The sequence below is a fragment of the Enterobacter sp. RIT637 genome (assembly GCF_019718755.1).
Lineage (GTDB): Bacteria > Pseudomonadota > Gammaproteobacteria > Enterobacterales > Enterobacteriaceae > Enterobacter.
In genome coordinates this window covers 48,708-69,286 of record NZ_JAIHAZ010000010.1, presented here as the reverse complement: position 1 = coordinate 69,286, position 20,579 = coordinate 48,708, and the positions used below count along the sequence as shown (strand labels likewise).

Annotated in this window: 21 protein-coding genes; 5 read left to right on the top strand and 16 right to left on the bottom strand. The window is 51.9% G+C overall.

Annotation, left to right across the window (positions count from 1 at the left end; genetic code table 11):
• Window positions 1–54 precede the first annotated feature (54 nt).
• Genes K5E19_RS15320 through K5E19_RS15310 form a run of 3 tightly spaced genes read right to left on the bottom strand, consistent with a single transcriptional unit; the run spans window position 55 to window position 3,388 of the window.
• On the bottom strand, window positions 55–1,512 hold the full coding sequence (locus tag K5E19_RS15320) for a heavy metal sensor histidine kinase (RefSeq protein ID WP_221551988.1): 1,458 nt from the start codon (window positions 1,510–1,512) through the stop codon (window positions 55–57).
• A 14-nt stretch (window positions 1,513–1,526) separates the two neighbouring features.
• The gene (locus K5E19_RS15315) at window positions 1,527–2,207 is read right to left on the bottom strand and encodes a heavy metal response regulator transcription factor (protein WP_208442691.1); all 681 of its coding nucleotides are present in this window, start codon (window positions 2,205–2,207) and stop codon (window positions 1,527–1,529) included.
• 14 nt (window positions 2,208–2,221) lie between these two features.
• Window positions 2,222–3,388, bottom strand: coding sequence for an aldo/keto reductase (locus tag K5E19_RS15310; protein WP_221551986.1), 1,167 nt, complete (start codon window positions 3,386–3,388; stop codon window positions 2,222–2,224).
• A 250-nt stretch (window positions 3,389–3,638) separates the two neighbouring features.
• Here K5E19_RS15310 and K5E19_RS15305 point away from each other — a divergent pair, with 250 nt between their 5' ends.
• Both K5E19_RS15305 and K5E19_RS15300 read left to right on the top strand, forming a co-directional pair.
• Entirely contained in the window at window positions 3,639–4,688 is a 1,050-nt protein-coding gene (locus tag K5E19_RS15305; RefSeq protein WP_221551984.1) for an alpha/beta hydrolase, read from the top strand.
• A 259-nt stretch (window positions 4,689–4,947) separates the two neighbouring features.
• On the top strand, window positions 4,948–5,628 hold the full coding sequence (locus tag K5E19_RS15300; RefSeq protein ID WP_166465514.1) for a nitroreductase: 681 nt from the start codon (window positions 4,948–4,950) through the stop codon (window positions 5,626–5,628).
• 7 nt (window positions 5,629–5,635) lie between these two features.
• Here K5E19_RS15300 and K5E19_RS15295 read toward each other — a convergent pair whose 3' ends face one another.
• From K5E19_RS15295 to K5E19_RS15240, 12 genes are all read right to left on the bottom strand, one after another.
• Complete coding sequence (locus K5E19_RS15295; RefSeq protein WP_221551982.1) at window positions 5,636–6,838, bottom strand: multidrug effflux MFS transporter; 1,203 nt, start codon at window positions 6,836–6,838, stop codon at window positions 5,636–5,638.
• Window positions 6,839–6,989: 151 nt separating this feature from the next.
• Complete coding sequence (locus tag K5E19_RS15290; RefSeq protein WP_409334608.1) at window positions 6,990–7,367, bottom strand: putative zinc ribbon protein; 378 nt, start codon at window positions 7,365–7,367, stop codon at window positions 6,990–6,992.
• A 245-nt stretch (window positions 7,368–7,612) separates the two neighbouring features.
• Complete coding sequence (locus K5E19_RS15285) at window positions 7,613–7,834, bottom strand: hypothetical protein (RefSeq protein WP_221551981.1); 222 nt, start codon at window positions 7,832–7,834, stop codon at window positions 7,613–7,615.
• Between the two features lie 64 nt (window positions 7,835–7,898).
• A complete protein-coding gene (locus tag K5E19_RS15280) occupies window positions 7,899–8,150 on the bottom strand; it encodes a zinc ribbon domain-containing protein (protein WP_063444322.1) in 252 nt (83 codons plus the stop codon).
• A 127-nt stretch (window positions 8,151–8,277) separates the two neighbouring features.
• A complete protein-coding gene (locus tag K5E19_RS15275) occupies window positions 8,278–9,915 on the bottom strand; it encodes a class I SAM-dependent methyltransferase (protein ID WP_166465540.1) in 1,638 nt (545 codons plus the stop codon).
• A 10-nt stretch (window positions 9,916–9,925) separates the two neighbouring features.
• Window positions 9,926–10,183, bottom strand: a complete 258-nt coding sequence (locus tag K5E19_RS15270) for a YjhX family toxin (RefSeq protein WP_072420586.1) — start codon at window positions 10,181–10,183, stop codon at window positions 9,926–9,928.
• 339 nt (window positions 10,184–10,522) lie between these two features.
• Window positions 10,523–10,999, bottom strand: coding sequence for a GNAT family N-acetyltransferase (locus K5E19_RS15265; protein ID WP_221551980.1), 477 nt, complete (start codon window positions 10,997–10,999; stop codon window positions 10,523–10,525).
• 132 nt (window positions 11,000–11,131) lie between these two features.
• Window positions 11,132–11,524, bottom strand: a complete 393-nt coding sequence (locus tag K5E19_RS15260; protein WP_072420584.1) for a VOC family protein — start codon at window positions 11,522–11,524, stop codon at window positions 11,132–11,134.
• 24 nt (window positions 11,525–11,548) lie between these two features.
• A complete protein-coding gene (locus K5E19_RS15255) occupies window positions 11,549–12,805 on the bottom strand; it encodes an MFS transporter (RefSeq protein WP_221551979.1) in 1,257 nt (418 codons plus the stop codon).
• A 37-nt stretch (window positions 12,806–12,842) separates the two neighbouring features.
• Window positions 12,843–13,415, bottom strand: coding sequence for a DUF1349 domain-containing protein (locus tag K5E19_RS15250; protein WP_221552022.1), 573 nt, complete (start codon window positions 13,413–13,415; stop codon window positions 12,843–12,845).
• A 40-nt stretch (window positions 13,416–13,455) separates the two neighbouring features.
• Window positions 13,456–14,274 carry a GNAT family N-acetyltransferase gene (locus K5E19_RS15245; RefSeq protein WP_221551978.1) on the bottom strand — a complete coding sequence of 273 codons (819 nt, stop codon included), beginning with the start codon at window positions 14,272–14,274 and terminating at the stop codon, window positions 13,456–13,458.
• A gap of 61 nt (window positions 14,275–14,335) precedes the next feature.
• A complete protein-coding gene (locus tag K5E19_RS15240) occupies window positions 14,336–14,770 on the bottom strand; it encodes a VOC family protein (protein WP_059356762.1) in 435 nt (144 codons plus the stop codon).
• Window positions 14,771–15,729: 959 nt separating this feature from the next.
• Between K5E19_RS15240 and K5E19_RS15235 the strand changes: the two genes are divergently transcribed.
• Window positions 15,730–16,338 (top strand): DUF1062 domain-containing protein, encoded by a 609-nt coding sequence (locus K5E19_RS15235; protein ID WP_221551977.1) that lies wholly within the window; start codon window positions 15,730–15,732, stop codon window positions 16,336–16,338.
• Window positions 16,339–16,604: 266 nt separating this feature from the next.
• Here K5E19_RS15235 and K5E19_RS15230 read toward each other — a convergent pair whose 3' ends face one another.
• A complete protein-coding gene (locus K5E19_RS15230) occupies window positions 16,605–17,600 on the bottom strand; it encodes a LacI family DNA-binding transcriptional regulator (protein ID WP_221551976.1) in 996 nt (331 codons plus the stop codon).
• Window positions 17,601–17,862: 262 nt separating this feature from the next.
• Here K5E19_RS15230 and K5E19_RS15225 point away from each other — a divergent pair, with 262 nt between their 5' ends.
• Entirely contained in the window at window positions 17,863–19,104 is a 1,242-nt protein-coding gene (locus K5E19_RS15225; RefSeq protein ID WP_221551975.1) for an MFS transporter, read from the top strand.
• Window positions 19,105–19,123: 19 nt separating this feature from the next.
• Entirely contained in the window at window positions 19,124–20,560 is a 1,437-nt protein-coding gene (locus K5E19_RS15220; protein WP_059356143.1) for a glycoside hydrolase family 32 protein, read from the top strand.
• Window positions 20,561–20,579 lie beyond the last annotated feature (19 nt).

Below are 20,579 nucleotides of genomic sequence, written 5' to 3'. Positions count from 1 at the left end.
CTTATCAATGAAGAGGGGATTGCCTGCGATGATTTTATCGGGAGGGTAATGACGTCAGGCTGACGCCCCCCTGACAATCCTGTCAGCTAACCCGGGTCCCGGCTCAGCGCCGGATTGAGCATTATCTGCCGCTTTATCCGCTTGTAGCGCAAAGGTGAGGCCAAAAGTATTGATGCCTCCTTCACTACGGGCAAAGACATCTCCCCGGTGCATAATGGCGACGGCACGTACGATCGACAGGCCCAGTCCATGATGGGTATCACTCCTGGCCCGGGAGGTGTCAACGCGATAGAACCGCTCGAAAAGCCGGTGTAAGTGCTCTGGTGCTATTGGATAGCCCGGGTTTGACACTTCAACACAGGCTTGATGACCGGTTTCGCTTAACCGTACCGTAACCGTACTGTTGGAGGGGGAGTGTCTTGCGCTGTTTTCCAGTAAATTGGCCAGTGAACGGTGGAACAGTCGTCGGTCGATGTCCGCGGTGACGTCGCCCTGAACATCGAGAGAGAGCTGTTTTTCAGCAAAAGAGGGTTCCACATACTCCGCTGTTTTTAGGGTTTCTTCGCGCAGGGACACCTGCGTAAGCTGGGATGCATGTTCACCCGCATGGGCATGGGAAAGGAACAGCATGTCGTTAACGATAGACGTCATGCGTTCAAGTTCTTCCAGATTGGAACCCAGTAACTCTTCCAGTTCATCATATGAACGGCGGCGCGAAAGCCCCAGCTGCGTCTGGCCGATCAGGTTAGTCAGCGGAGTCCGGAGTTCATGCGCAACATCGGCATTAAAGCTTTCGAGCTGCCGCCAGGCGACCTCCTGCCGTTCCAACACGCCATTAAAAGATGATGCTAATTGCTGTAATTCGTCAGGTAATGCTTCGGTATTCAGGCGCTGACCATGGTCCCCGGGAGCGAGTTGCCGAGCCTGTTTACTGAGCGCCCCAACGGGACGAAGACCGATCCTTGACACGACGTATCCCAGTAAGGCGACAATCACGACGCCCAGTGCGGTAATGATCAGCAATGTCCGCGTGAACGCATCGAGTGTGCCCATATACGGCGTGGAGTCGATGGCAACCACATAGCGCAGCTCAGGCCTTTCACCGTTGGCGGGGATCGTTTTCACTAACAGAAACAGCGAGCATGCACCTTCTGATGCACCTGGTACTTTATTAAAGCCTTCCTGTAAAGAAGACCACTGAACACCCACCGGTGGTGTTCCCCCCATGCTAAAGCGTGGGTTATCGCTTACTATCCAGTAGCGAACGCGCTCACCTTCAGAATTGGTTAATACGGTAAATTTATTGGCAAGCAGTGACCAGCCGTCAGCCGAGGTTCGTGCGGTGATCCACGGACTCATTAATGATTCCCGGAACAACAGCTCGTTGTGCATCTGCTTTTGCAAAGAGTCATGCAAAGAGCCTCTGAGCAGGATACCGATAACGGAAACAATCAGTAGCGCGGATAAGGCAAACATCAGCGCCAGGTGAACGGAGATGGAACGCTTAAGCATACATATCCCCTTCATTATTCTGACCGGACTTCTAGGACATACCCCATGCCTCGAACGGTATGCAGCAGTTTGATATCGAACGGCGCATCCACTTTGGCCCGAAGTCGTTTAATGGCCACTTCAACCACGTTGGCATCGCTATCAAAATTCATGTCCCATATCTGCTCCGCAATCATCATCTTTGACAGAATCTCCCCCTGATGCCGGGCCAGAAGGCTCAATAGGGAAAACTCTTTCGCGGTCAGCTCCAGCCGTGTTCCGGCACGAAATACGCGGCGAGCCAGCAGGTCGAGATGCAGATCGTGAATTTGCAGTTGGGTGATGTCCGCACCATCCGTAGAACGACGACGTACCAGTGCCTGTATACGCGCCACCAGCTCAATCAGCGAGAAGGGCTTGGGCAGATAATCATCCGCGCCAAGACGAAGCCCTTTAACGCGTTCATCGACCGAGCCGCGAGCCGAAAGCATCAGCACCGGCGTCTGTTTGGCAGCTCGCACACCCTCAAGTACCCGGTAACCATCCATCCCCGGCAGCATCACATCCAGTATTATCGCGTCGTAGTCGAACTCCAGCGCGTAATGAAGACCTTCAGCTCCGTCTGCAGAGACATCTACCGTAAATCCGGACTCACTCAACGCACGGTTGAGATAGGTTGACGTTTTTTCTTCATCTTCGACTAACAACAGACGCATAACGGGACTTCCTCTTAACTTTTCATCGGTGCTTCAACATCGGAATAAACCTGCACGGCATCCGGCAGACGTTGCCCCTGGATAGTGATCGCATCCAGTGAGCGGGTGAGCTCGGTCATCTCAGCAGAAGTCAGCGACACGCCGGTAGCCGCTGTGTTTTGCAGCATATGGTCTTTATTGGTGGTGCCAGGAATGGGAACAATCCAGGGTTTACGGGCCAGGAGCCATGCCAGCGCAATCTGTCCCGGTGCCGCATTTTTTCGTATTGCCCAGGATTTCAGTAGCTCAACCAGCTGTAAGTTGTGTGGCAAGTTTTGAGGCGAGAAACGCGTTTCTGTCGCGCGGAAATCACCGGCAGCGAACCGGGTATTCTCATCAATCCAGCCCGTTAAAAACTGCACGCCGAGTGGGCTCCATGGCACGAACCCAATGCCCAGTTCTTCACATACCGGAAGCACCTGCTTTTCAGGGCCACGCCAGAGCATGGAGTATTCACTTTGTACGGCGGTAACGGGTAATGCTGCATGAGCGCGTCTCAACGTGTTGATGCCCATTTCAGACAGACCCCAGTGCAGGACTTTTCCTTGATCCATTAAATCTTTCACCACACCGGCGACATCTTCGATCGGGATCTGTGGATCAACCCGGTGTTGGTACAGTAAATCGATACGATCGGTACGCAGGCGTTTGAGCATGTTTTCGACGACCTGCCTGATATGCTCCGGCCTGCTGTTAAGGCCCGGCAGACGCTTTCCCGTCTGTTGGTCAATGTTCCAGCCAAACTTGGTGGCGATAACGATTTTGTCCCTGAACGGGGCGACGCCTTCCCCGAGAATTTTTTCGACTTCAAACGGGCCGTAGGCTTCAGCTGCGTCGAAGAACGTTACCCCTTCATCAAATGCCCGACGGATAACATTGATCATCTCAGGACGCCAGGGAACGGAGGTGTCGTATTTGCGACTCATGTTCTGCACGCCCAGACCGACGGCAGAAACTTCCAGCCTCCCGAGTTTACGCTTGCCCTGAGCAGTATTGCGTTGGCTGGGTGGTCTGGATGAATCTACCTGAGAGGATTGGCTCGCCGCCGATACGTGGGGAATCAGCGAGGCGGCGGCAATACCCGCCCCGGCGGCTAATAGCTTGCGTCGCTCTGGCATTGTAGGGTCATTCTGGTTTTTCATTGATCGCTCCTTTTCTCAGAAAACTGAACATGAATCGCATTTAAGCGAGACCATTCTGCCTTCTGATTGCCAACATAAAGCTGACGGTTACCTGACAGCGTTGTCAGAAACACTTATCTATCCCAGCCCGTTCCCTGACAAAAATGTTATTTCCCTGTCACGATGCTGACAGCCCTCTCCGCCTACTCTGAGCCTGCAAATTTGATTCCGCGAGCCTGTATAACCAGGCCAATACTCATCGGGAGAGATCATGAAATTCACGCTTATCAGTGCAATGCTACTCACGGCAATGGCCGGAGTGACCTCAGCCAATGCGGCTGATTACAAAAAAAATCCATTCACACTCGTCTATGACGGTGCCATAACTGAGAATGTCAAAGGTAAGGTCAACATTCATCCGGTGAAATACGATCTGCATGGCATCCAGATTGCTGCGAATGTCTATACCCCTGCTAACTACGATCCCGCCAAAAAATACCCTGCTGTAGTGGTGGCACATCCTAATGGCGGCGTAAAAGAACAGGTCGCCGGGTTGTATGCTCAGCGTCTCGCCGAGCAGGGATACATCACGATTACCGCCGATGCGGCGTATCAGGGCGCTAGCGGTGGGATGCCGCGCAGCGTGGATAAACCTGCTAATCGTATCGAGGACATTCACGGCATGGCTGACTACATCAGTCAGTATCCTGGTGTCGATACCGCCCGCCTTGGTCTGCTGGGTATTTGTGGAGGCGGCGGGTATTCACTTGTTGCGGCTGAAACTGACAAGCGGTTCAAATCGATAGCAACTATCAGCATGTTTAATTCAGGCCTTGTGCGCCGCAACGGTATGCAGGATTCACAGCTGGATACTATCCAGCAGCGTCTTCAGCAGGCTTCTGACGCACGTGCTCAGGAAGCAGCCGGAGGAGAAGTGCTTTACTCCGGCGATGCCAACCTGACTGATGAACAGATTGCTAAATTACCTTTTGCCTTGTATCGCCAGGGCTACGAGTACTACTGGAAAACCCACGCGCACCCGAATTCCACGTTTAAATACACCACCAGCAGTCTTCTGGATTTGATGAGCTTTGACGTAACGGACCATATCAATCTCATCAATAAACCGCTGCTGATGATTGCCGGTACAAAAGCGGATACGCTCTACATGACTGAAGACGCGTTCGCGAAAGCCACCGGTACGAAGGACAAAGAACTTTTCCTGATCGATGGCGCTACCCATATCGAGACGTATTGGGTGCCCAAATACGTTAACCAGGCAATGCAAAAGTTAGACGTCTTCTTCGATAAAAATATTTAGTTAGCCTCCGATGACGCCCCAGCCGCGCAGGCTGGGGTATGTCCATCAGCTGTAGCCATTTTCCGCTTGCGTGTTCACGCGATAGACCCAGATTAACGAAGTTGCGGTTAAAGATAATTACGCTGCTTAAATAGACGCTATGAATGGAATTCATAGACCTAATCTGGAACCGGGAATGAAAACGATGAGCCTGATGTGACAGGATGGTTCGGGAGAGAGTGAATCATTCACTTCAAATTACTTTCAGGCGGAGAAGCAAATGAGTACGCAAGAGCCAACATTTAGTGAGGTAGTAAAAAACAGATACTCGGCTAGAGCCTTTCTTCCATCTCCCATCCCCAGCGATATCCTCAAAGACATTTTGCTCGAAGCGCAATGCGCACCATCCAACTGCAATACTCAACCCTGGACCCTGCATATTGTTGCAGGAGATAAACTTCGTGAATTAAGCCACGCACTGACGGAAGATCTGAGGGCTGGGAACTACAGCCTTGATTTTACGTTTGATAAAGAAGCTTATCCCGAGCCATTCAGGCAACGGGCTTCGGAGCAGGGGCGCTCATACTATCTGGCACTGGGCGTGGCGCGGGGGGATTGCTTAAGTCGCTCAGAAGTGGTCGAGCGTAATGTGAGGTTTTTCGGCGCGCCTCATGTTGCCCTGCTGTTCATTCCTGCTGTAGGGGACAATGTTCGCGTAGCCTCGGATGCCGGTATGTATGCCCAGACATTCCTGCTTTCCCTGGCAGCTCGCGGTTACGCAGGCGTTCCACAGGCAGTGCTGAGTTATTTTGCCCAAACGGTGCGTCGAATATTAAATGTTCCTGAGGGTTTCAGGCTGCTTTACGGTATTTCTTTTGGGATCCCAGATAAAACGCATCCCTCCCTGAGTTACAGGGAAGGGCGGGTATCTCTGGACGAAAGTGTCGTCTGGCATCAATAACGACGTTTTATTTCTTTATCTGAACGGTCAGTGCCATCAGGGCGCTGGCTGCTGTAAACAACGCAATTATCCAGCCCATCGTCCAGGGTGTGCCATCACTGAACAAGGCAAGAAGCAGTGAAGAGATGATGCCGCTGCCGTATTGTAACGCGCCCATTAGCGCCGACGCGGAGCCAGCCACATTAGGCACTGCGTCCAGAGCGCAAGCCGTGGATGTCGCCGCGATGATGCCATTCATAGAGAAGAACACGAACACAGCGCCGACAATCACGATAATCCCACCTACGCCCAGGCCGGTGGTGACCGCCAGCACTATCGCCGCAATAGCGGCGATGAATACGGCATTCCGGAGCAACGCTTCCAGTGGATAGCGGTGAACCAGGCGTCTGTTGACCATGCTCACTGCCATAAGTCCAACAATGTTTACTGCAAACAGCCAACCGTAATGCTGCGGGTCAACCCCGAAGTACGTGATGTACACAAACGGAGAACCGGTGATAAAGGCGTAGGCTGCAACGTAGTAGAACGTCAGGCACAGAGTAAACCGCATGTATCTGGCGTTGGTGAGCAAGGCATAGTAGTTGTGAAAGGCTCTGGTTACGGAGGCTTGCGAGCGTTTTTCAGCAGGTAATGTCTCCGGTAGCCAGAATAAAGACATTAGCATTAATGTTCCGATAATCGCCAGCAGCCAGAAAATGGCATGCCACGAGGTGACTTTAATCATCTGCCCGCCGATCAGGGGCCCGGCAATCGGCGCGATGGCCATGATGATCATCAGAGTCGAAAGCATTTGTGCTGCACGAGTACGGCTAAACAGGTCACGGATCATTGCTCGAGCCAGCATCGGCCCGGTACAGGCACCTAACGCCTGAAAAACGCGCCAGAAGACTATTTGCACGATATCTGTTGATAACGCGCAGCCCACCGAGCCGACGATGAATAGACCTAAACCGATAAACAGCGGCAGTCGACGCCCATAACGATCGCTAATCGGTCCCCATATCAGTTGTGCGATGCAAAAGCCGATAAGAAACCCTGTGATTGTCAGCTCAGCATCACCCTGTAAATCTTTCGCCATGACGGGCATGGCGGGAAGATAGATGTCGGTTGATAAGGAGGTAACAGCCATCAGGGCGCTAAGAATGAGCAAAAATGATAGACCAGTTTTTTTTACTGTAGTTGAGTGAGTTCGTGCCTGTTGATTAAGCATGGTGATCCGTTGAGCATGAAGAGATAGGGGGATGTTAACGGGTTTGTGCTCGCTGATAATCACAGGCAGGAGGATTGGGACTATGAGTGATATTCATTAATCGAAAAGATCAGTGCAGGTTTTGTGAAGTCAACGATAAGCAGTATTCTCATCATGAGGCCTCTTTCGGCATATGGCTCAAGTCGCCAGTACCACATGACACGCAATAACGTTCACCGTGGTAATTGTTGCCGCAGTCGCTACAGTGCCAGTCAGTCCTGAGTATCACGGGTTGAGCATCCGCCACGTAACGGCGCAACTTAAGAATTCGTCTCACTTCCTTTTCCACAGGATTTACATACGGGCAGTGCTGTCGCCCGTTCTCCGTTAGATCGTCGGGCCGGTGTGCAAACCACGGGCGTTCGGTGATGTATTCAGGATGGTATTGCGGCTTACTGCCGCAGAAGTGGCAGGTGTAGCTGTCGTAAGGGGAGCTCTGCGCTGTACGGGAACCGGTTAGACGATCTTTACCATCGGGGCGAAAAAGGATTTGGTAAACATGTTTTCAGTCTTCTGCCAGACAACACGCAGGCTAAGCCGCCCTTGAAGGGCACACAGAAGCCATGTGGTTGAATAATGTAAAGGGGATGAGAGGGGGATAGTGCTGCGGTTGTCATACTATGAAGTTCTGGCATAAAAACAGTCAGACATCTCGGCATTTATCAACTCGTTCAATGCTTCTCTGAAATCTGCAGGATGGGTTCAGTTTTAGATGGGGGCGCGAAGGCCCCCGAATTATCGTTCTAAGAATTGTGCGGTGTAATTTACGGATGCTAGCTTGTTGCCATCGTGGCCTTTGACGTAAGCGCTGTAGAAACCCTCGCCGAAATGCGGACGCAGGCCTAGTGCTCCCTCGTCCGTGCCGCCGCGAGGATATGCCAGCATATCCATCAGCGGATCGTAAAATGTAATGGCGCGTGACAGGTCATTCGTCCCAGGCATAATGTAAGAAAACATCTGCTCTCCTTTATGGAATTAGGGGAGTGAAGATAGCCAGCCTAAATCACTCAGGCTTTGTTTTTCATTCATCTGCTTTATGAGCCCAGGCTGGCATTGCCGTCAGGTAACGTTTTGCTCGCTTCTGTGCTTCTTCCGGGCCGACTTTTTGCCAGGAATCAAGGAAGCTGGCCAGGCCTGATACCGCCTCTTCCCAAGGTTTAAGATTGCCGTTGCTGTCGCTGCAGTACGCGCAATATTGATTACTGGCACTGTGTGCATCGGGTGCGGACATCGGCATTCCGCAAGCCTGACAGAACTGTTCATGTTGTGACATATGATGCTCCTTATGGTGATGTCCTGATTGATAAATATACAGAATATGTATTGTGCAGGTGATGCATCAGATCAAAGCAAAGGCGAAGCCCCCGGTATCTCCGGTCAGAAATACCGGGAACCTGTTGTTACCTGGCGATGAGCGCGAACACGCCCCAGCCAAAGTATTCCCGCGCGTAAGTTACGTGGCGTTTTGGCGCGATGTTTAACTCGGCCCTGACTTCGGCGGCGAAGTCGTCGTCAGGATTGGCCTCCAGCCAGCGGCGCATGGTCAGCCATTTCGCGGCTTCATACCGGTCCCAGCCTTCCTGGTCTGCAAGTACCATTTCCACCACGTCGTAGCCGAGTTCATCGAAAGCACTCACAAGCCCTGGTAGCGTCAGAAAATCGGTCGTCGAGCTGACGCCACAGGCCTTGGCTATCTCGTCCGTTGCGGGGAGCTGACGCCAATAGGGTTCACCGATGAGCATGATCCCACCCGGTTTAAGGCTCTGCGCCAGCAGTTCGACCGTCCCGGCAAAGCCACCGGCAATCCATGTCGCGCCGACGCAGGCTGCCACGTCACATTTCTCATTGGCGACGTAACCGGCCGCATCGTTATGAATAAAATGTACGCGTTCGCTGACGCCGAGTTCTTCCGCGCGTCGCTTTGCCTGCGCGGTGAAGAGCGAACTCATGTCGATGCCAGTCCCCGTAATGCCATGATCCCTGGCCCAGGTGCAGAGCATCTCGCCCGAGCCGCTGCCGAGGTCAAGAATGCGGGTCTCCGGTTTCATGCGCAGCACACGGCCCAGCGTGGCGTACTTCTCTTCGGTGAACGGGTTGTGGATGCGGTGTTCGCTTTCACTGATGGTAAAAATACGTGGGATATCCAATGTGGAATTCCTTTTATTGCGTTGAGTATTAAGAGGACGTTCCTCTGAGGTTTTTGCTTTTTCGGCTAGCAGAGCAAACAGCTTTCCTTCAAATGTCTCGCTGACTGGCCAGTCGTGGCTTTCAGGAGGAGGAAGCAGGGTAAATCCGGCATTGTCGAGCAGGCTGACGTACTCATCATCGCGCCAGGCCGTCATCTGGCTGCCGAAACGGGTGGTTTGACCGTTTGCTTCTATGGCCCAGAACTGCGTTGAGCTGGTTTGTGCTTCTTCATCCCAGCCATGTTCCGTCAGCAGCAGATGAGGGACGCCGAGAAACAGCCCGTCCGGACAGCGTTGCCAGCTCGCTTCCGCCATTCCCTGACGCTTAACTTCGTCGAAAGTATGGACTTCAGCGAGCAGCCTGCCACCCAGCTCCAGCCACAGCGCGCAGCGGCTGACGAGCGAGCGCGCATCTGCCGTGCTGAACACATTCAGTTCCCCGAACGTCATCATGATGAAATCGAACGATTTATCCGGCCAGTATGCGCGGACATCCTGCTGTACATAGTCGATGTTCAAATCAGCATCTTGCGCCTGCTGACGTGCCCAGCTCACAGATGCCGGTGAGAAATCCACGCCGGTGCAGTGAAATCCACGCTCCGCTAAGCGGTGGGTATAAAACCCGGGGCCGCAGCCAAGATCGAGGATATGTGCGCCAGGGGATAACTGACTGGCGATCCACTCGACCTGCTGCTCAATGACCTCCTGCCTGCGGCTGGCCCAGTCGTGATCCTGCGACAAATGGTTCGCCAGCATGCGCTGGCTGAAGGCCGGTTCGTCCCAGGGGATTTTGCTTTCCTCCGCCGACAGCTGGATGTGTCGGGATGCGGAAATAAGGGTGCTGATATCCATCAAGCTCTCCTTAGCGGTTATCAAGCTGTGCGCGAACGTTATTCAGCCCGGTGGTGTTGATGCGGTAGGGCTGACCGTTGACGGACTTGATCAGTTTTTTGGTTTTGAGTTTTTTGAAGGTGGCGAGGGTGCAGTCGGTGAGCAACAGCCCTTCGCGGGTGTAGCATTCAACGGCGGTGACGCGGCCAGACGTATCACGAACGTACTCAATACGACCACCTTTGGCGAGAACGTGTAAGGTACGTTGTTCCTGACGGGATAAATTCATACTGGAAAACCTGTTTAATCATCATGTGCAAAACGTGCAAACACACAGCGGTGTCCGCATTCGATTTCGGCGCATTGATAATCAGTCCGGCCTGAAAAGGTCGGGGAGCTGATTATCGGATGATTACATTCTCCAGCATCAAAGCCTCGGGTAGAGTTGAAAGGTATTTACGGAGCGAATAGTAACACGTAGTTTTAGCAGGGATATGCTTCAGTAGAAAAAGTGTGATGTACTTCGGAAATCGAACGCCAGCCCATTTACTGAAAAAGGCAGATGAAACTGACAAATGCATGTTGAAGTACGCCAGAAATGACCTCATCGGCTTTTCCACTCGGGAGGTTATTCTCCTTTTGTTAAATCCAGAGCATAAATATGCTCCCCCTCTTCGATGCCTGAAAAATTGAAGCCAGCCCTGATAAGTAATTTTATTGAAGGGGTATTTTCCGGATCCACACCGGCTTTGATGAGTGAAAAACCGTTCTCTTTTATCCAGCCGATCGTGGCGGTAATGGCTTCAAATGCATATCCCTGGCGAGCATAAGCGGGGCTAATGGTATAGCCGAGCCAAAATACATCGCATTGCTGACGTAAATAGATATCACCCATCAAAACCAGCGTCCGCTTGTTGACGATGGCCAATTGAATGCCCTGAGTCAGTGTAAGAACGCCCAGCAATGCTGATTCATAGTCCTCTTTTGTTAGCCCCTTAAATCCCTGATATTTCATCCACTCAGCATCATTGCGATACACCATAAAACTATCAATTTCGTGTGGCTGAAATGGTCGAATGATGCATCTTGACGATATTATTTGCATAAGACTTCCTGTTTAATGATTCTCCTGCCCCAGTTTCAGCGACCACAAAAGTCACCGCCAGACGGCTACTCTCTGACTATGTCCGGTGCGTCGCCGCTTTCATACACAACACGAAAACTGTCAGTTTGATGTTCAACCCTCATCGGCATAGAACACAAACGCCAGCTTATTCCCGTCCGGATCGCGTACATAGGCACTATGGAATCCCTGTCCGTATTGTGGCCTGTGCCCCGGTGTACCTTCATCCCTGGCGCCCAGACTGATAGCAAGTTCGTACAACTGCTGGATGTGTTCAAACGAGCGGGTATTCAGTGCGACCATCGTGCCATTACCAACGCCCGCTTGTTGTTGGTTAAAGGGTCTGCCGACGCACAATCCGATGGTATGGTTATTGCTGAACGTCCCCCAGGATGCGCCTTCTTCATTCCGGCCTGCCTTAGGATGCCCAAGCAATTCCATCAACGGATCGTAGAATCGGATGGCACGTGGTAGATCGTTAGTACCCAGCATCACATAAGAAAACATAACCCCTCCTTACTTACATTTGTATTATTGTTCCTGACAGCCTGCCGGTGATACTGACTGGCTTTGATGCTGCCCACGCAATTTAAGCAGGCGGGCAACTGATATGATGACGGCTATACCGGCCAGCAGCGCCGCGCCGTGGATAGCAATCCTGCCGCCGGCATGGAAGTAAACCCAGCGGGTTATTTCAATGCTAAGGGCAATTATGCCGAGCGCCAGAATATTTAGCGTGGCAGAAACGGTGCCCTTTGGCAGGTTATGAGAAAAGAGCGTAAAGCGAAACAGCACCGGATAGAGCAGTCCAATACCCAGGGCATAAAAGCTCGTTCCCAGTACTGACCATAGCCAGACGTGTGGCCATAGCAGGTTGCCGACCAGCAAAGCCAGCAAGCCCGCAAGCTGTATCGGGACTGTACCCCAGATAAAACGCGGTGAAGTCGGGTCTTTGATAAAATTCGCTACGATCGCACTGGCGATAATGATCCCACTAAACACGGGCACCTGTGTCCAGGCATAGGTACCGGGAGACATACCCCCGTGCTCAATCAGGATCACGGGGGAGAGCGCTACCCAGGTGATGATGGGCAGGTTACCAAAAGCGACTGCCAGTGAGCCGGCCAGCACCACTGGATGGCGAAATGCCGCGATGAAATCTGACAGCACTACACCCGGTTTGAATTCTCTTCCCTGAGATATAACTGTTTCCGGCATTTTGAACAGTAGTAAGAACCATGCTACCAGACCAAACACTCCGATGATGGCAAAGAGCAGTTTCCAGTGAATGAACGCCATCAGCGCAGCACCGGCCACCGGCCCGATAACTGGGGCGAGCAGAACAATAGAGGTCAGCGCAGCCATGATCCTGATGGAATCCTTTTCATCAAAGGCCTCCTGTATTGATACATAACCAACGGTGGAGATGAAGCAGATACTGGTTCCCTGTATAAAACGGGCAATAAAGTACTGTTCGATCGAGGTGACAAACAGCATGCTCAGGCATGCCAGGGCAAAGATCAATGCACCAGTGAGCAGGACGGGGCGGCGACCAATTCGGTCGGAGAGAGGACCCAGGAGCCACTGGAGCGCCAGTCCGCCTGCCATATACAAACTGACTGATACTGGAGCCAGCGTAACATCCGCCTGTAACTCATTTATAATGTTAATGACGCCCGGCTGAATAAGGTCCGTTGTCAGGTAGGCTGAAAAATCGTAAATGATCATCGCCAGTGGAAATAATAGCACGCTGCCATACCTGCTAAGGCGTCCCGAAAATGGCTTCATAAACGGATTCTCCGTTTTTTTTATTGAATGGTTATTATCAACTTAGATCGTGCAGTTCCTTATCCATCGCAGGAGTCAGTCTGAGATCAAGAAATTCTACCTCCAACCCCTTGCGCTGAGGTGTACAACACATGATGCCCGTTTTTACTGGGCCCGTGGGAAAATGACATAAGCGAAGTAATGGCCAGTGCTGTCCATCTGAGGAATACTGCAATCGTAACGCATCTTTCTTACGGGTCAGACGCAGCCAGAATTCCTTCGGATCCCCAGGAAAGAGTCCTGTGGCCCAGTCCGAATTTCCCCGCGTGAGTACACTCCCGACTGCAGGTGCTCCATCGTTAAATTCGATGCCAGCTTTGAGCCAGTGCTGTTCGTCAGAGAGCATCATAATTCCGGCCTGGTCATAGAGTGTGGTGAAGTCTGCGCGGATCCTGACCTGAAAAGTAAAATCACCTGTTACATCAGTAGCGTAGATGTGGCCGGTAAAACGCTCAAACCCGTACCAGGTACGGCACCAGAAATCAGTATGCTCATCTGTGATTACCGACAGGGCGTTATTTTCGTAGCACCATACGGCGGGCTCATTGATCCATTCAAACCTGCAACTCATCATTGTTCTCCTGTCATGCGGAACGCAGCATAACGATAGTTTAAAATGTCAGTTCCATTTCAAACTGGCATAACGGTTCAGCCTGATAACCCGCCGCAGTAAATAATGGTGCCAGCGTTTCTGGGATCGCGGCTGATGTACCTATGCCAGGCCATCTGGCATTGATTTTCTTAAGCATTGTTTTAGCCCGTCCCTGGTAACGATACGCCGGTTCCACAAACAAACAGCGGAGCTGAGGTTGCCCCATGAACTCGGCGACAGCACACCATGCATGTTCGTTATCCCTGAGGATGTCGCAGGGAATAGACAAGAGCTGCAGGGGACTGGCCAGCCAGGGAAGATCATCATCTGGTGCAGACCAGACGGTACGCAGGAAGTCATCAACAGACTTGGATTCCATAGCCCCTGAAGATATTTCCAGATGAGACTGTGGATCTCCCCGGTATTTGCACAGATGTCGGCGAACCTGAAAACCGAGCGCGTGATAGAGAGCGATGGCCCGGGTATTTTCGCGCATCACTTCCAGCCTCACGCTGGAAAACTTTTTCTCTTTTAAGGAGGTAAACAAAGGAGTAAGCATCTGTTTTGCCAGTCCCTGGCTCCGGTACTCGGGTAACACACCAAATGCGGCCAGACGCGCTTTGTCCATTCTGCGGGTTACGATGGCTATTGCCGCCGGGTTATCATTGACCAGCCAGACAAACGAGTCTTCAAGACTGAGTCCTTCGGAAATGAAACGTAAGGCAAATATTTCTGGTGGCAACGCAAACGGTGTCAATGATTCACTAAAGCTGTCTGCAAGAATACGGCTCAACTCCGTAATGCTGCATTCAAGGGCTGATACCGGAATAACGGTCATAGATAAAGCTCTCCATTGCGGTTACCGGGAGCTACAGGGGGAAAATATGCTCCCTGTTTTCTCAGACAGTGAAGCTGATTTCTACAGAGCGGGCACTGCGATCGCCCTCACCATGGTAAACAGCTTCGATGTTGTTACCGTCCGGATCCAGAACAAAAGCGGCATAGTATCCGGGATGATAGGTTCGTTCGGCAGGTGCGCCGTTATCACGTCCGCCATGATTTAGTGCTGCATGGTAAAACGCGTTCACTGATTCACGGTCTGTGGCCTGAAAGGCCAGATGGTGCCGTCCTGTAGGCACCCCTCCAGACTCCGAACTTTTTACGGACGAAATGACCAGTTCGTCAGCCCAGATATAATCGTCATCGGTGATAACCACGGGGATCTTAAGTTCCGCCAGAACAGCAGTGTAAAACGCTTTGCTTGCGTCAAAGTTGTTTACCACGAGCTGGATATGGTCGATAAGTCTGCCACGATGTAGCGTATAGTTATCCATGATTCATTTCCTTTTTCAGACTCCGTCAGTCAGGTCTATGCCTGTGAAACTCAACAGATGCACAACTCTACGTAATGCTTGTGTTGTTGAAAAAAAGTACGTTAAGTTTTGTGCGCTGCACCCGACAGGTATCAGAAAATCATTCCAGATTTGGTCTTGTACAGGAATTGCTATTCGCTTATGACCAGGCTCTCAATTGCCAGTTGAAAGATAAATAGCAGGGATGAGATAAGAGCAAGCCATTTTACGGGGCGTAGTTTACGTTCAGGTATAGAGAGCGTGTGGAGTATGGCATGACGCTTCATTTTATTTAGTGGCATGCTGCCTCCTGAAAAAGAGCCGCCTGCTCAGGCTGCTAAACAATGAAAAAAGAATTATTCCACAAACAGGGCACTTATGAGCAAGGTTAGTTGCCATGGAGCTAACGTAACGGTTAAGGCGGTAAGAACAAGCCACAAGCGGCTAAACGTTTTCCTTCCGAGTTGACAGTTTCCTGCTGGGGAGCTGTTCGTTTGTTAGCCAGAACAGGTTAACGAATAAAATCAGTATATCCATATTAAATAAATGGTTGTTTAGCGTTTATTTAAATAATGCCATTCGAATAATACACACTCAAATAATAAACAATGTGGAACTATCCAGTACCGCTAATTGACAGGCGCTCATGAGAACTGGAGAGATAATTGCTTCTGATGAGCCATAAATGCAATTACATCCCGGTCAGGGAATTCCCGGGTTTAAGTAGCGTGATTAACCACCATAAATATTGATTGAACTCATTTACCCGATTAGCGCCATTTTGATAGTCTCGACTTATCTCGTTGACTATCTATAGGATTTTTGCGTTGGAAATCTTTTTTTAACCCACTGAAAAATATCTCTTAAATATTTTTCATACATAAACATTCATGGTCCGTTCAGTACGGATCCGGTTTTGTATGGGTTAAAAAAGGTACGTTATGAAAGTTACATGGACTGTCACGCCTGTGGGGCATCAGCGCATCGCGAAGCGATGCCCTTCATGCAACATTAAACGGGACTTCACGCCATCAGGTGCATTTTGGATTAATTCGCAAAAGAAGGTGCTGGACGTGTGGAGTATCTATAAATGCACACACTGTGATTACACCTGGAATATTTCCCTGTTTTCTCGTCTGCACGTCAGCAAAATTGACCGCCAGCTTTATCATCGGCTGATGAGCAACGATGCCGCCACGGTTCAACATTTTGCCTGTGATATCGCGACGCTGAAGCGGAACAACGCCGAGCTATCGGGTCGGCCTGATTTTACCGTTCAGGAGCGCTGGCCGGTAAGCATCACTGCCCACCAGCGGGTCCGCGTTAGTGTCAGGATTTCCCGTTCATTTCAGGTCAGCTTGTTGTCGATTTTGAAGCAGCAGCTCATGCTGAGCGCTGGTGAAATTCAGAGAAGGGTTGCAGCAGGGCATATAAGTGGCGTTACGCTGAAGTTGCTTAAATCGAGAAAGCTGAAGGCCGCGGAATATAAATTCCAGCTGTCTGCGGAAACGCTGTTCGCACGGCGCAAGATCGTTCTGACGCGTCGTTAAAAATAAGAGTCTCACCCCAGGGTTACCTGCGCCAGTATGGTAACGGCTTAAGGGATTAATGGGCATACCAGGGAAAGGTGAGCCTCTGCTTTTCATGCCCCGAGCCAAGAACCGGCTCGGGCAGGAGTGATAAAAATATCGTGCGGAGGGTATGAGCGTCCGTCTGGCGTGTATTGGAGTGGGGAGCCAAGAGTGAGGCGGCCTGGTTTACCTGGCCGCGGGCATAGGGAGGGAGCAGCGTAAATGACGATTGCTTAACCGCTAGCTCAAAATGATTCTCGCAGCAGCCGGGGACTATCGACCAAAACTTTCTCACGGTGGCTTTCGCCGTTAATAATGTGCAGCGTACTTAAGCGCCCAATCTCATAGTGCGGAAGCTGGACCGTGGATAGCGGAGGTAAAAACAAATTACCGATCCCTACGAGGTTGTCGTACCCAAGAACCGCAATATCCTGTGGGATGCGGATCCCTCGCGTCAACAGCGTCTGATAGACCATAAACGCAATGCGGTCATTACCACAGATCACCGAATCAAACTGCGGCTGCCCCCGCTCCAGATACGCCAGCAAAATGTCAGGAATATCACGGTAGTGCTCATCGCCATACTGCATATAGCAGTGCTCAAGCGTATCGGGATTGATATTGGCTTCCCGGCAGGCGCGGTCCAGCCCCTTACGGCGGCGAAGCGTCGCCAGATGATTGATAGGTAAATGCAGGCAAAGGGGGCGGCGGTATCCCGCCGCTAACAGCGCCTGTACAGCGGTATACTGCCCTTGTTCATCGTCAGGAATATAGCTGGCAACCGGTTCTCCCGTGTTCTCGCAGTTGGCCAGCACGCAGGGGTGCTCCAGTAATCTGGGCGAGATGTTCACCTCGCGCAGTCCCATGGTGGTGAAAATGATCCCCCCGGGCCGGTGCGCGAGCAGCAGGTCGACAATATCGTCAGGATTATCATCGGTAAACATGTTAACCACGAAGCTATTCCAGCCATACGCGCGGGCCGTTTCCTCGATAGACAGCGTTATCTCAACCGAAAACGGGGTAGTGACGGTATCCAGCGCAAGCACGCCAATCGTTTTATTCCTGGAGCCGACGCGACGAACCTGCCGGGCAGAGAGGTCCGGCACATAGTTTAGCTGTAAGATAGCCTCCTGCACCCTGGACAGGGTTTCAGGCTTCACGCGTTTCGGATCGTTAAGCACCCGCGACACGGTCATTAGCGATACGTTGGCCACTCTGGCCACATCTTTTAAAGACGCCATAGCCTTCCATTAATCAAACTAAGTATCCAATCCTGATTTGCACGCAATCCACCGCTTAGCGGGCTGTGAGCACCTGTAAAAATTCTATTCTAGGCGTTGAACCCCGGGGAGTTGCAAGCCACGAAATTAAATTTGATCTTGATCTCAATGCATATATGTTAACGTTAACTTTTGTGATTAACATCGAATATCAACGCGAAATCAAGTGTAGAATAAAAATGTTAACGTTACCATCTCAGCATATCATTCCTCTGAGATTACGTTGATGAAAAAAAGGCCTTCCCAAAGCTATCTGCTGCTTAGCGCTCTGCTGTTCTTTTTCTTTGTGACCTGGTCCTCATCAAGCTCACTCCTTTCCATCTGGCTGCATCAGGAAGTGGGGCTGAAAGCGTCGGAAACCGGCATTATCTTTTCCGTGTTATCCGTATCCGCGCTCTTCGCTCAGGTTTGCTACGGCTTTATTCAGGACCGGCTTGGCCTGCGTAAACATTTGCTCTGGTGCATTACGGGGCTGCTCATTCTCTCCGGCCCCGCCTACCTGCTTTTTAGCTATTTGCTGAGCATTAATATTCTGCTGGGCAGCGTATTCGGCGGCTTGTTTATCGGGCTGACCTTTAACGGCGGCATCGGCGTTCTGGAGTCCTATACCGAGCGCGTTGCGCGGCAGAGTACCTTTGAGTTTGGTCGGGCCCGCATGTGGGGGTCGCTGGGCTGGGCTGTCGCCACGTTTTTTGCCGGGCTGCTGTTTAATATCAACCCTGACCTTAACTTTCTGGTGGCCTCTTGCTCAGGGGGCATCTTCTTCTGCCTGCTGGCCCGCTTAAAGATCGCGGCTCCGGCAAGCATGGAAAAGCTTGAGATAGGCGCTAAAAAGGTCTCCTTGGATGATGCCCTGCGTCTGCTCACTCTGCCGCGCTTCTGGGCGCTAATATTCTTCGTGGTCGGCACCTGTATTTACGGCGTCTACGATCAGCAATTCCCGGTCTACTTCTCTTCACAGTTCCCGACGCTGAAAGAAGGCAACGAGATGTTCGGCTACCTGAACTCCTTCCAGGTCTTTCTGGAGGCCGCGGGCATGTTTTGCGCGCCCTGGCTGGTTAACCGCGTTGGCGCCAAAAATGGCCTGATATTCGCAGGGATGGTAATGGCGCTGCGCATGATCGCTTCCGGGCTGGTGGAAGGGCCACTGCTCATTTCGATTACCAAGCTGCTCCACGCCGTCGAACTGCCGATACTGCTGGTCGCCATTTTTAAATACAACAGCCTGAACTTCGACAAGCGCCTGTCCTCCACCATTTATCTGGTGGGATTCGCCTGCACCAGCTCAATTATTGGCACCGTATTATCCCCGCTGGCGGGCTTTAGCTATGAGAAGTTTGGCTTCGCCCAGTCCTATCTGATCATGGGCATTATGGTGTTCTGCACCACGTTTATTTCCATTTTCCTATTGCGCTCAAATAAGTCCTCATCTGAGCCAACCTTTCTGCAGCAAAAAGCTGTGTAATGTACCGAGAGTAAAGACGATGACATCCTTATTAGAACTGGCTGAACGGACGCTTGAAAAAGCACAATCCGCTATTAATTCGCGCTGGTATCCGCGCTATCACCTTGCCGCTCGCGCAGGCTGGATGAACGATCCTAACGGCCTGGTATGGTTTGACGGTTGGTATCACGCGTTTTATCAACATCACCCTTATTCCCCTGAATGGGGGCCGATGCACTGGGGGCATGCCCGCAGCAAGGATCTGGTGCACTGGGAACATCTGCCGGTCGCGCTGGCTCCCGAAGGCCCGGCGGATAAAGACGGCTGCTTCTCCGGCTCCGCCGTGGTGGACGGCGATACCCTGGCGCTGATTTATACCGGACATAAGTTTCACGGTTCGCCAGACACCGACGACAATCTCTACCAGGTGCAGTGTCTGGCAACCAGCCGTGACGGCATCCATTTTGAACGGCATGGCCTGGTGATTGATACCCCGCCAGGGCTGCACCATTTTCGCGATCCGAAGGTGTGGCGCGAAGGTGAGTTCTGGTACATGGTTGTCGGTTCCCGCGTGGAGAATACCGGCCAGGTGCGCCTGTACCGCTCCACCGATCTCCGCGAATGGCACGACGAAGGCGTGTTTGCCGAGGCCGAAGACGGCAAGGGTTTTATGTGGGAATGCCCGGATTTCTTTACCCTGGGAGGGAAGCGCGTCCTGATGTTCTCCCCACAGGGCATGGCGACGGAAGGGTATCACCATCGCAACCTCTTCCAGAGTGGCTACCTGCTCGGGGAGTGGCAGCCAGGCCAACCGTTTAGCCATAACGGACAGTTTATTGAGCTGGACCACGGCCACGACTTTTATGCTCCGCAAAGTTTCCTGACCCCGGATGGTCGCCGCATCGTCATCGGCTGGCTGGATATGTGGGAATCGCCGATGCCAGAACGGCAGGATGGCTGGGCCGGTATGCTCTCTCTGCCGCGCGAATTAAGCCTTACCGACGATCGTCGTCTGAGGATGAAGCCCGCCGAGGAGGTCACCGCCCTGCGCGGCAGCTATTATCCGATGCCGGTTCGCTGCCTGAATAATCAGCAAGTCCCCGTCGCGGCAGATGCCGAAGCGGTCGAAGTGCAGCTGGTATGGGATCTGAGCGCCTCTACGGCCGAACGGTTTGGCATGGCATTGGGCGACGGGCTGAGAATATATGTCGACGATCAGGCGAGGCGTCTGGTGCTGGAGCGTCGCTATCCGGAGTATTCGCTTGAAGGCACGCGCAGCATTCCGCTGCCAGCGGATAACCTACTGTCACTGCGCATCTTTATTGACCGCTCATCAGTGGAGGTTTTTGTTAACGATGGCGAAGCTTGCTTAAGCAGCCGAATTTATCCGCAGCCGGGCCAGCGCGATATTTCACTGTTTGCCAGTCATGGCGCCGCCTCATTACATGACGCCGGATACTGGTCTCTGGAGAGATAATTTCGCCGGGATCGGCTTT